This window comes from Paramaledivibacter caminithermalis DSM 15212 (genome assembly GCF_900142245.1).
GTDB classification, from domain to species: domain Bacteria; phylum Bacillota; class Clostridia; order Peptostreptococcales; family Caminicellaceae; genus Paramaledivibacter; species Paramaledivibacter caminithermalis.
In genome coordinates this window covers 1-11,892 of sequence record NZ_FRAG01000076.1, presented here as the reverse complement: position 1 = coordinate 11,892, position 11,892 = coordinate 1, and the positions used below count along the sequence as shown (strand labels likewise).

At 29.0% G+C, this 11,892-nt stretch carries 14 protein-coding genes and 1 pseudogene; 4 read left to right on the top strand and 11 right to left on the bottom strand.

Annotated features, from left to right (window positions below):
* The first annotated feature begins 368 nt into the window (after positions 1-368).
* From BUB36_RS17095 to BUB36_RS17085, 3 genes are all read left to right on the top strand, one after another.
* Positions 369-1,667: a double-cubane-cluster-containing anaerobic reductase gene (locus tag BUB36_RS17095; protein ID WP_073153080.1), complete on the top strand. Its 1,299-nt coding sequence runs from the start codon at positions 369-371 to the stop codon at positions 1,665-1,667.
* A 2-nt stretch (positions 1,668-1,669) separates the two neighbouring features.
* Positions 1,670-1,930 carry a DUF3343 domain-containing protein gene (locus BUB36_RS17090; protein ID WP_073153078.1) on the top strand — a complete coding sequence of 87 codons (261 nt, stop codon included), beginning with the start codon at positions 1,670-1,672 and terminating at the stop codon, positions 1,928-1,930.
* Between the two features lie 383 nt (positions 1,931-2,313).
* A complete protein-coding gene (locus BUB36_RS17085; RefSeq protein WP_073153076.1) occupies positions 2,314-3,087 on the top strand; it encodes an acyl-CoA dehydratase activase in 774 nt (257 codons plus the stop codon).
* 111 nt (positions 3,088-3,198) lie between these two features.
* Here BUB36_RS17085 and BUB36_RS17080 read toward each other — a convergent pair whose 3' ends face one another.
* The 4 genes from BUB36_RS17080 to BUB36_RS17065 all read right to left on the bottom strand — a co-directional run bounded on the left by BUB36_RS17080 (position 3,199) and on the right by BUB36_RS17065 (position 5,114).
* Entirely contained in the window at positions 3,199-3,459 is a 261-nt protein-coding gene (locus tag BUB36_RS17080) for a cysteine-rich small domain-containing protein (protein WP_073153074.1), read from the bottom strand.
* A gap of 629 nt (positions 3,460-4,088) precedes the next feature.
* Positions 4,089-4,661, bottom strand: coding sequence for a manganese catalase family protein (locus tag BUB36_RS17075; RefSeq protein WP_073153072.1), 573 nt, complete (start codon positions 4,659-4,661; stop codon positions 4,089-4,091).
* A gap of 13 nt (positions 4,662-4,674) precedes the next feature.
* Positions 4,675-4,935, bottom strand: a complete 261-nt coding sequence (locus tag BUB36_RS17070) for a spore coat protein CotJB (RefSeq protein ID WP_073153070.1) — start codon at positions 4,933-4,935, stop codon at positions 4,675-4,677.
* Positions 4,923-5,114, bottom strand: coding sequence for a spore coat associated protein CotJA (locus BUB36_RS17065; protein WP_073153068.1), 192 nt, complete (start codon positions 5,112-5,114; stop codon positions 4,923-4,925). Before BUB36_RS17065 ends, BUB36_RS17070 begins: the two co-directional genes overlap by 13 nt.
* A 677-nt stretch (positions 5,115-5,791) precedes the next feature.
* Here BUB36_RS17065 and BUB36_RS17060 point away from each other — a divergent pair.
* Positions 5,792-6,118, top strand: coding sequence for a helix-turn-helix domain-containing protein (locus BUB36_RS17060; RefSeq protein WP_165613131.1), 327 nt, complete (start codon positions 5,792-5,794; stop codon positions 6,116-6,118).
* Between the two features lie 248 nt (positions 6,119-6,366).
* Here BUB36_RS17060 and BUB36_RS17055 read toward each other — a convergent pair whose 3' ends face one another.
* The 7 genes and pseudogenes from BUB36_RS17055 to BUB36_RS17030 all read right to left on the bottom strand — a co-directional run.
* Positions 6,367-7,122: an exodeoxyribonuclease III gene (locus BUB36_RS17055; RefSeq protein WP_073153062.1), complete on the bottom strand. Its 756-nt coding sequence runs from the start codon at positions 7,120-7,122 to the stop codon at positions 6,367-6,369.
* A gap of 246 nt (positions 7,123-7,368) precedes the next feature.
* Positions 7,369-7,839: a hypothetical protein gene (locus BUB36_RS17050; protein WP_073153059.1), complete on the bottom strand. Its 471-nt coding sequence runs from the start codon at positions 7,837-7,839 to the stop codon at positions 7,369-7,371.
* Positions 7,840-7,954: 115 nt separating this feature from the next.
* Positions 7,955-9,109: a hypothetical protein gene (locus BUB36_RS17045; protein ID WP_073153056.1), complete on the bottom strand. Its 1,155-nt coding sequence runs from the start codon at positions 9,107-9,109 to the stop codon at positions 7,955-7,957.
* 184 nt (positions 9,110-9,293) lie between these two features.
* Complete coding sequence (locus BUB36_RS17040; RefSeq protein WP_073153054.1) at positions 9,294-10,235, bottom strand: IS982 family transposase; 942 nt, start codon at positions 10,233-10,235, stop codon at positions 9,294-9,296.
* A gap of 106 nt (positions 10,236-10,341) precedes the next feature.
* Positions 10,342-10,494, bottom strand: a complete 153-nt coding sequence (locus BUB36_RS19860; protein ID WP_165613130.1) for a hypothetical protein — start codon at positions 10,492-10,494, stop codon at positions 10,342-10,344.
* Between the two features lie 251 nt (positions 10,495-10,745).
* On the bottom strand, positions 10,746-11,426 hold the full coding sequence (locus BUB36_RS17035; RefSeq protein ID WP_073153051.1) for a hypothetical protein: 681 nt from the start codon (positions 11,424-11,426) through the stop codon (positions 10,746-10,748).
* A gap of 137 nt (positions 11,427-11,563) precedes the next feature.
* A pseudogene (locus BUB36_RS17030) lies at positions 11,564-11,892 on the bottom strand (transposase); the annotation flags it as partial.

Here is an 11,892-nt window from a genome sequence, read left to right as displayed (position 1 = left end):
CAGAACTTCAGATATAAGATTTTACCTTTTAACATTAATTTTCATCATAATTCATTGAGTTATGAATAATTCAGGATTATAGATAACCAATATCTAAATTGAAAATAAATTTAAACTAAAACTAATAGGCTGAATTCTTCTAAGCTTTTATTAATAATTTCTATATTTTAATTTGTTTTATAATAATTTCCTATAATGTTCAATAGTTCTTATTATTTGTTATATAATTTTATCGACAACCAATATCTATGTTTAAAATGAATCAATATAGTTATTGATGAAATTAATTAACTTTAAATTGCAAAACTTAGTTTTAAAGTCGGTTAATTTCAAGAAAAAAACTAATAATTTAATAGGAGGGACCGAAATTGGCTGATTACAGAGAAATGTGGCAATCACTTGATATGGATCTTGAAAAACATGACCAGCTTTGCGAAATTCTACCTCAGTTTTACGGAGATATCTATCTTTCACAGGAAAACCGTCCTGAAGCCATGAACTACTACAATTTTGTCGTATCAGAGGTTCATGGTTTAAGAATTAAGGAGCTTTGTGAGCATAGAAAAAATGGTAAAAAGGTTATTGGAACCTTCTGTGTTTTTGTACCTGATGAAGTAATAAATGCTGCTGGTGCTGTTGGTGTTGGATTATGTGGAGGTTCAGAATTCTGGGAACCAGACGGAGAAAAAATTCTTCCAAGAAATACATGTCCATTGGTAAAGGCTTCTGTTGGAGCAAAAATTTCTGGAACATGTCCATATTTTCAATCATGTGATCTTATTGTTGGTGAAACCACTTGTGATGGAAAGAAAAAAGCATGGGAAATCTTAAATGAATACATACCAGTTCACGTTATGGATTTACCTCAAATGAAAAGAGAAAAGGATAATATTCACTGGCAAGATGAAATAAAAATGTTCATTAGAAAACTTGAGAAATTGACAGGTAATAAGATTACTGAGGAAAGCCTAGCCCAAAGCATTAAATTAATCAATAAAAGACGTAAAGTTTTAGCAAGACTTTATAATGCCAGAAAAGCAGATAAACTTCCTATAAGTGGTAAAGATGCTCTTTTGATATCTCAAATAGCCTTCTATGACGACCCTAAAAGATTCATAGAAAAAACTAATGAATTATGTGATGAATTAGAAAAGCGAATAGAAAATGGCGTATCAGTATTTAAAGAAGGTACTCCTAGAATACTTGTAACTGGAACACCTATGGCTATTCCTAACTGGAAGCTTCATCACATTATTGAAACCAGTGGTGGAGCAGTTGTATGTGAAGAAACCTGTACAGGAAGTAGATATTTTGAAAACCTAGTGGATGAAGATGCTAAAACCCTTGATGACCAAATTAAAGCATTAGCTGATAGATACCTAAACATCAATTGTGCTTGTTTTACTCCAAACTCTGGAAGAATTGATGATATCATTAAATATTATAAAGAATATAGGGCGGATGGTGTTGTATATTTTACTCTGCCTTTCTGCCAAACATATGCTACAGAATTTAAAAAAGTTAAGGATGCCCTTGATAAAGAAGGTATTCCTGTAATCATGATAGAAACAGGTTACAGCCTACAAGACGCTGGCCAAATCAAAACAAGGCTTGAAGCATTCTTTGAAATGCTCGAAACAAATAAACAGGCAGCCATTTCTGAATAAAAATGGAAAAAAAATTAGAAGCCTATGTTCTCTTTCCAAGCCATTCTGATGGTCTAGCTCTTGAAAAGGTTTTAAAATCCAATAATGTAAAATATACTATTGTTCCTACTCCTAGAAAATTAAGTAAATGCTGTGGTATCTCAATACGAATTGAACCTGGAGATATTCCTAAGGTGCAAAGTTTTTTAAATAATAATCCCAGTATAAATATTGAAGGTATTCATACATTGGAAAAAAGAAAAAGTTTTTTATTTAATTTTTAATTTAAACTATTGTGCTAGTTTCTATCACTAGAGTTTTAATATTTCCTTTTTACTCATGTAATAAACCTGTTTTTTGTATTGTTTTGAAGTTGAAAAAAGGTTTATAAAAATCACTCAAATGAAATATTAAAACTCTCTAAGGTATTTTATAAACAAAAAATTTAATTAACTAGCACAAAAAGTTAAGTTAATAAAGAAATGATTATGGAGTAATTTAAATATTTGAGGAAATTGCATAATACATTTAAAGAATTTCGGAGTGTAAAATGTATTAGAGAAAGTCATGAAAGCTATCTATATACTGTATTTCAAAATTATTAGTGTTACTTATGCAAGTTTCTCATTTAGTTAGTTTTATGCTCCATATATAGGAGGCAATATTAATGTTTTCACTTGGTATCGATTCAGGTTCTGTAGCAACTAAGGCTGTCCTTTTCAATGGAAAAATAGTTAATCATGTTATTATACCTACAGGATGGAGTCCTAAAAAAGCTTCAGAAGAAGCTATGAATATACTACTTGATAAAGCATCTATACAGAAAAATCAAATCAAAAAAATTATTGGAACTGGATACGGTAGAGTATCTATGCTGTTCGTTGATAAAACAGTTACCGAAATAACCTGTCACAGCAAAGGAGCCCATTTTATAAATAATAAAGTTAGAACTATTCTTGATATCGGTGGACAAGATAGCAAAGTAATCAGCCTTGATGAAAATGGTAACGTAATAGATTTTTTTATGAATGATAAATGTGCTGCTGGAACAGGAAAATTTCTACAGGTAATGTGTAATAATCTTGGAATTGATGTTGACCAGTTGGATGAACTTACCGACAATGTAAAGCCTGAGTCAATTACAAGTATGTGTACCGTTTTTGCCGAATCCGAGGTTATAAGTCTTATTGCCAAAGGAATATCTAAAGAAAAGATAGCATCAGGTATAGTTCATTCAATAGCAAACAGAGGTATATCGATTCTAAATAAAGTAAAAGTATGTAGTAATATAGCCTTTACAGGAGGAGTTGCTAAGTCTAAGGTTATAAAAAGGGTAATGGAGGAAAAGATCAAAAAACCTCTATATGCTCCCCATAACTCCCAAATCGTAGGGGCTTTAGGCGCAGCAGTTATTGGATGGGAGCTGTTAAAAAAACAATAAAATGGGGTTTTGGTTGAAAACTCTAAGTTCTAATTTTTATAGTGATTCTTTTGAGTACCTTAAAACAGAAACCATGACAATTCCTTTTAGGATTATCATGGTTTTTATGTTTTAATCCCTCTCACTACCTTTTTTAATTACTTCATCCATTTTAGACATGATGTAGTCATATCCATTTTCTGAATGGGGAATAGTACAATCACTACAATCCTTGATTCCATTCTTATATTTAAAATTTCCTCCGCATTTATCCTTTAACATATACAATGGACAAAAACAGAAAAGGCAGTTAAACTTGTCCTTATTCTTTACTTTATGACATGGAAAATATTCACATTTAGTATTTTGCACAAATTTATAGTTTTCACTCATGATATATCTCTCCTTATTTTTTATTTTCATTGTAACATTTATTAGTTCTAGATTCTATGTTGCAAGTAAAAAATATTGCGTATTTATATATGTATAAATTAACCCGTTGTGCTGATAAATAAAATTTTGTAAATTTGAAATACCTTAGGGGTTTTAATATTTCATTTGAGTGATTTTTATAAACCTGTTTTTCCTTTCAATATCATATGAAAAAACAGGTTTATTACATGAACGAAAAGGAAATATTAAAACCCCCGCAATAGAAACTAGTTTGGTTAGTTAAACTAAGTTTTACTATGTAAATCCTATAGAGATAAACAACTTTGAGGTTTAATAAATTTTAAAGGTATAAACGTCCATTATTTTCTTTTAAATTTGTTTTAATTGTTAATGTTGTTTATCTATATCTGACGACGGGTTTTAGTTGAAAGTACTAGGATCTTTCTGGTAAGTTTTAAAAGAAAACAATTTGCACTAATATTTTACTGGTACTAGTTTTAATTTTCCTTATAGTCCTCTATTTTAGCTATGCAATTTTTTGCAAAAAATGTTTGAGTTCCTAAGCAATGAAAAAAGAGATAGATAACCTAAATTTTATATCTATCCCTTAATTCTCTTAATTTTCAATTCTAATAGTACTTTTTAGAATTTTTAAGCTCATATACATCCATTAAAGCTTCACCAAATCGTTGATAGTGTACTATTTCTCTTTCACGTAAAAATCTTAAAGCGTCCTTTATACCAGGGTCATCAGTTAAATTAAGTAAATGCTCATAAGTTGTTCTGGCTTTTTGCTCTGCAGCCAAGTCTTCGTGTAAATCTGTAATAGGATCTGCTGTTGATTGCATATATGCTGCAGTCCATGGAATTCCATTTGCGTCTTGGGGATAAATAGCTCGACCATGTTGTACATACTGGCTTCCAAGTCCTGCTTCCTCTAGTTCCTCTGCAGTGGTATCCTTTAATAATTGATATACCATAGTAGAAATTATCTCAACATGGGCTAATTCTTCGGTACCTATATCTGTAAGTAATGCCTTTGCCTTTTCTGTAGGCATTGTGTACCTTTGACTCAAATATCTCATTGCTGCACCTAATTCTCCATCGGGACCACCGAATTGAGTGATTAAATATTTAGCCATTCTTATATCTTTACATTTTATATTAACTGGATACTGTAATTTTTTTTCATAGATCCACATGTTTTTCCCTCCTCTACTCTATTTGTTCCCATGGCCAAGGATCATTTATCCATCTCCAAGGATATTGACTTGGAGAAAATCCAAAATTAAGTAATGGACCGTACTTCATTTCATATATCTTCTTTAACTGCTCAAGTTCATAAACACACCTGTTATATTCCATTAAAGCTTCCATATTCTTTGGATGAGTATCTAGATATAAGTTTAAATCAAGAGCTTTAAATTCAACTTCTTGAATTTTTCTCATTAAGTCTTTCCTAGTCATTTCTTGCATTCTTCTTCCCCCTTCTTTCCTGTTCTTACATACGGTTCATAAAGGTCTGGAAAAATAGTTCCCCTTATCAAAGCCTCTTGGGGAGAATATATTTCTCCAAAGGGTTGATTAATTATATATAGTCTTGCCAATTGGCATTTCCCTACAAGTGTACATTTATTTTCATAATTCTTGTTCATTATTTCACCTCTCTTTACTAGCGTTCCATACCATAATATTCAAGAATATGAGGAAATGTGTATAAAATAAAGGGTCTGAAGGAGCTTTTTAGTCACAATAAAAAAAGAGCCCAAATTATTTATGAACTCCTTTTTATAAGAATTTAAATAAAAGCTTTATTTCCTATAAAATACATTTTAAAATTAATCTGCTGTGCTAGTTTCTATTACAAGAGTATTAATATTTCATTTCCGCTTAAGAAATAAACCTGTTTTTTTATATTATTCTAAAGTATTTTTAAAACAAAAATTTAGCTAATTAGCACAAGAAGTTAAATTAATCAAATTACTCTCTATCTGTTATTTTTTCTACCTTTAGAATCTCTCTCAATATACAATGCTATTATAAGTAGTATTACCAAAAAAATAAAAATTTTTAATTTTTCTCCAAAGGCAATTCCCAATAACATTTTTATTCCCCCTTCTATCTTAAATATAAAATTTTTTCTATGTCGATATCCACATTTTTATATTTTTTCAAATTTTTCCATGTATCTATTGTTAATGTTAGCATATTAATAATATAGTGTCAATTCTTTTAGAATTTATTTTTGTTATTCTTTAAGTTACTGGCATTATAGTCTGCAAAATTATAAATTTATATAGAGGTGATGCTCTTGAAATATAACCTTAATATAATGGGAAAACGTATTAGAGAGGAACGCATAAAGAGAAAGCTAACTATTGAGCAGCTTTCAGAATTGATTGATGTTTCTCCATCCTTTCTAGGTCTTGTAGAAAGAGGTTATAGAGGATTAAGTATAGAAAAGCTTGTTGCTATTGCAGAAGCTTTTGATATATCCATCGATTCTTTGTTAAAAACTACTGACTCAGATAAGGTTACAAAATATGATACTATTAAACCCTTATTATATAATTTAGATGATAATGAGTTTGATTTTATTTCAAATATGATAAAAGAATCAAAAAAGCTGTTTAAAATTATTGATAAAAAAGATAAATAAAAATAAAAAAAACTCTTCCAAGTAGAATTTTTATATGAGAAACTTTCATAATTAACACTAATAATTTTGAAATAAACTACCTAAGTAGCTTGCTTGCCTCGCTCTACCACATTTTGTATTCCAAAATTTTTTAAATGTATTATGCAGTTTCATCATATATTAACAATATCTTGGAAGATAACTTTTTATCATGTTATTAGACAACTAAAATTAGTCATCAAGTTTAATTAAAAATTTTTAATACTATCTTAAATATCTATTTCCAAAACTACTGGACAATGGTCACTACCCATTATATGGGAATGTATTTTTGAATCTATCAACAAACTCTTTAAGCTTTTAGATACAATAAAATAATCTATTCTCCAGCCTACATTCCTTTCTCTAGCCTTTCTCATATAAGACCACCATGTATAAGCTTCTTCTTTATCTGGATAGAAATATCTAAATGTATCTACAAATTCTTTTTTTAACAGTTCTGTAATTTTTTCTCTTTCCTCATCTGTAAAGCCTGCATTTTTCCTATTACTTTTGGGATTCTTTAAATCAATTTCTTTATGAGCCACATTAAGATCCCCACATAAAATGACTGGCTTTGTGGAATTTAAATCTATTAGATAGTTTTTAAAAGCATCTTCCCAAGTCATTCTATAATCAAGTCTTGCTAATTCTCTTTGTGAATTAGGTGTATATACATTAACCAGATGAAACTTTTCAAATTCTAAAGTTATAACTCTTCCTTCCTGGTCATGTTCTTCAATTCCTAATCCATATTTTACGGATAAAGGTTCTTTTTTAGTAAATACAGCTGTACCAGAATAACCTTTTTTTACTGCATAATTCCAATACTGCTTGTATCCTTCTAAATCTAAATCAATTTGCCCCTCTTGTAATTTAGTTTCCTGAATACAAAATATATCAGCATCCATGTCGTTGAAATATTGTAAGAATCCCTTTTTCACGCAAGCCCTAAGCCCATTAACATTCCAAGAAATTAGCTTCATAAACCTACCTCCATAAAATTATATATAGCCTTATTGTACCAATTAAGATTCATCTTGTCATTTTGATTTTATTTATTCCCATTACTAAGTCTCTTTCCCCTAAAAATAATTTGTTCTTTTTCTATTTTATCCTTTCAAGAGCCATTTTTCAGCATTTTTATCTAGAAAAATTTTTACTCGTCAGAGCTGATAATGCTACCATTTTACGTTTAACATAAATGTCATGGGCTTGATTATTTTCACTAATTAAATATTATCTAAAACATATTTTTTTAACTCATCAGGTTTTTTTAAATTTTCCAATGGACTAGATTGGTATCTATTATTGTAAAAAATAATATAATCATTGTATTCAGAACCTAAAGAAATAAATAATTTGTTAAATTCTCTTTTTATTGAATCATGCCTATACTCAATGGTATTGAAATAAACAAACTCTATAGCAATTTCCTTCTTAATTTTTTCTAATATTTCACTTTCAATAGCAGTTTCTCCAAAAAAACTGGAAGATTTTATCCTTTTTACTGTCAGATCATAAATTGTATCAAATTGTTTGCTATCATTTTTAACTTCAATAATACTATCATTATAAAAAACTATTATTTTATCTGGTTTTGTTAACTCTTTATTTTTATCGAAATCAAAAAATAAAATACATATAAGTAAACATGTTACAACAATAATACTATACAGAACAATATATCTTGCTTTAATCATTTTTTATTCCTCCAAATTCAAATCAAGTATTAACTTAACATAACTATCTACGAAAGAGAAAATATTTGATCAGAAAAACTATAAATCCGATCAAATATTTATACTTTTTAAATACCTATTTGCTTAATAGACTCATGTATGGAATTTCATTTCCAGTTTCTAAATCAATTACCTGTGTATTTAAGTAGCATAATCCATTTTCATTCTCATATTCAGTATTAATGACTCTAAGAAATCTAGTTTCATTTTCAATCTTAGCAATCAGCTTAAAGTCATGAATAACTTTTACTTTTTTATAAGATAAACCACCTGAAATAATCTTTTCTGGAATAGCTATATCATATGTTTTAATTTTGGTAACTTTTTTTAATAATTTATTTTTTTCCTGAATATTAAAATCATTCTTACCACTAATAATTTTATTGTCTTTATCTGTTTCATAATAATCAGTAGTTGCAAATTCATTAATATATTTTACATGTATCTTGTTTGATCCCTCAGTTTTCACTTCTCTGTACTCACTTATTTCAGCTGGAGATAATAAAAACTGTGAAACTCTTGCTGATGCAAATTTTGCACCAGTTGTAAGTTTTGTACTTGAATCACCTGAAATTCTATAATCTCTAGTTGCATCAAACCAAGGCATTTCAGATTTTGCATTAGCTGCTGCATCACCGATAGTATATCCATATCTTATAAAATAAAACATTCTCTCTCTAAATTTAGTCGCAGTATCTGTATTTACTGACTTGTTCCAACCAAAAGCACAACTCGCACCATTATCAACTGCTTCATCAGTTAACACACCATAATCAGTACTTCTATCTTTTGATGCTGTTTTACATCCGTAAAACAAAGCTGCTTTACAGTTACTCATTGAAATATCGTCAAATTTATAGTAACTGCCACCACTCTTCTTTGCAGTTAAATATGTTGACTTAGATTTACCATAAAACTGATAGCATCTAGGTCCTGAATGTCCATTTGTAACAAATACTCCACTATCTATTCGTGGTCTATTTGTATTAGGACTGTTACCGATAGCAAAATCCGCACTTACATCCGTATTGCAATACACAGTAAATCCAAGATTTCTTAAATACATACTCTCTTGCTGAGCTATTGCTATAGTATTAACCCCATCTCCATAGTCAAATCCAAAAACATAGCCATAATCATATGCACTTAAAGCAATTGCTGTACTTGAAAACAAAATACATAAAATAATTATTGAACATAATACTAGCGATACTTTTTTCATAGATTTCATTACTTTCCCCCCCATGTTGTTAGATAGTGTTAAAAAAACAAACTATTTTTTGTCACTATCCTTTTCTTAAATATTTATTGTAATTTAACCTCTTGTGCTAGTTAATCGTAATTAGATAAATTTACCAAAAATTAAATACAAAAAGCTACTACCCATAAAGCAGTATTAGTATTTACTGGATATATTATCCAAATATTAATTTCTTTATATGTCCAATATCAATATCTTTGCCGAGTATCTTATTTATAAGATAGCATAAATTGTGACTAAGAATCTTTGTTTGAATTCTTGTGAAGAATCCCCACAAAGACTTAGCTCTAACTCTATTTACATTCAGCTGATCAGCAAGCTGTGAGAAACTTGTTTCAATCCTTATTCGTATTTTAAAAATCATCTGACGTAGCCATTTCGGATAAGGATTTTTACTATTGTTTCTTTTCATGAACAGAAGATTTATATTTTTTTCATTTTTAAGCATTGGATTTAAGTTTTTATTGATATAACCTTTATCGCCGAGCACCGTAATAGAATGATATTTATCTACAAGATCCCATACAGCTTCTCTGTCATCTACATTTGCAGGAGTAACAATAAAATCTGTTATGAATCCTTCAAATGTAGATACTACATGAAGCTTAAATCCATAGTATGTTTCTTTTTTTGACGGACAACGACCATACTCAGCTTCTGGCTTAAATGTTTTGTGGAAACAAGCCCTGCCAAATTTACAAACTGGTATTGGCATACTATCCACAATGCGATAATTGCTATCTAAAAAGTCAGATACTAGGCAAAGTTTCTTTCGAATTTCTTTTGTGATTAAGTATAGATTTCTACGAGTTCTATTAAATCTTGTTCTATCACCTATACATGGGAATAAATCTTTAAAATTACGCTTTACAAAATTAAACCATGCATTTTCAGAATCGATAGTCATTAATTCACCAACTATACTTATGGTAATTATTTCACTATCTGAAAGTATAGCTTTATCTGAATTACGGCGATTTGATACGTTTGTTGGAGCGATTTCATGGTAAATATCGTCAATTATAGCGAAGGTTACTGTAATAAAATCTTTTAAATCTTCGATTTTCTTGATATCATATTTATTGAACTCTAACATATGTTTTCCTCCTATCTTGTTTTTTGACGATTACAATGATAGGTTAACATAATTGTTAGGGCTTTTGTATTTGTAAATTTTAACTAGCACAACGAGTTAAGTTAAGTTATTGTTTTTTTCTTAGAATAGGAGGTAATATAAATGCTATTAATGTTAAAATTATTAAAATATAATTAATATTTCTATCACCAGATATAATGTGATATAAAAAAACTATAATTAAGTAGACTATAACACTTAAAAAGATATCCTTTTTCATTTCCAACATCCCCCTCTTGTTATATAATGTAATTAATGTAAATTTATCATATAATAAATATTAGTAAATGTGAAGATATTAAATAGTTTTATGTTAGTGTTTATGCTTTGTTTTAAATCCTTGAATCCATCACAGTTTTTTCACTACACTTTTTGTTCATAATCGGATTTAATTACTTCTTGCACTTTATAAAAGCCTACTAGATATAATATCTAATAGGCTTTTAATGCAATATTCTTTATTAGATACTTCTATTCATTAGTATCGAATATTTGAACTACATATTCAATAAATTCATTATGATACTTATCTTCATAGAAATAGGCTATATCTTTATAAGCAGGTCTTAATGGTTGTGAATTGTCAATATATTGATATACGTGAAAATAAGCTGTTGTTAAGCTTTTATCAAACAAATAAGTTGCAACACCTATAACAACTTGTGCATACCATGGCATACCTGTGATAGCACATAATGCAATTGCAATTGCAGTTGCAGCTGCACCAATTGTTAAGTTCTTAACTGAGGTATCTCCATCATAACTATCATGATATGTCCAATCATATGAACTCGTAGATACTTCAAATACTAGAGACCTTAATTTCACTTCATCATAAGAATTACTTTTATTAGAGTGAATTGTCATTGTGTCGCCTTTTATATGGGAATCTATCGTATCTACTAAAATATAATCACTGCCTTTTAATAAATAAATTTCAGAATTAACACTCTTTTGATCTGAAGATATGTGATCAATATTTTTGTATTTTTTCCCATCTTGCTCATATGTATATACAATTTCATTAGCTGTAGCTTTTATTATTTTTGTATTTTTTGTATTGTTCATGTTGTTAGGTGCTGCAAAAGCTGATGCCATTAGGATATTGAAACAAAGTGTAACCATTAACATAAAACTAAGAAATCTTTTCATTTTCACCACTCCTTATTGTTGTTTTACATAATTTAACTCCTTGTGCTACTTTAAATTTTTAGCATAAGGAATATTATGGTAATAAAACAAGTCAAAAAAAACCTCATACTAGTATTAAAATTAGATAATTGGATTAATTATCCAAATATTAATTCCTTTATCTTTGCTAAATCTGATCTTTTCCTAATGCTTTGTTGATGAAATAGCAAAGATTATAGGCTAAAAGTTTGGTTTCCAAGCGTGTTTGCAATCCCCAGAAGGACTTAGCCAGTACTTTTTCAATATTAAGTTGTTCAGTGAGCTGCGAAGCAGTGGTTTCAATCCTTCTTCTAGCTTTAAATATTAACTGTTTTATGGATTTAGGATATTGATCCTTGCTATTATTTCTTTTTAAAGGAATAAGATTAATGTTTTTCTCATACTTTAGCTCAGGAGAAATGTTACTATTGATGTATCCTTTATCTCC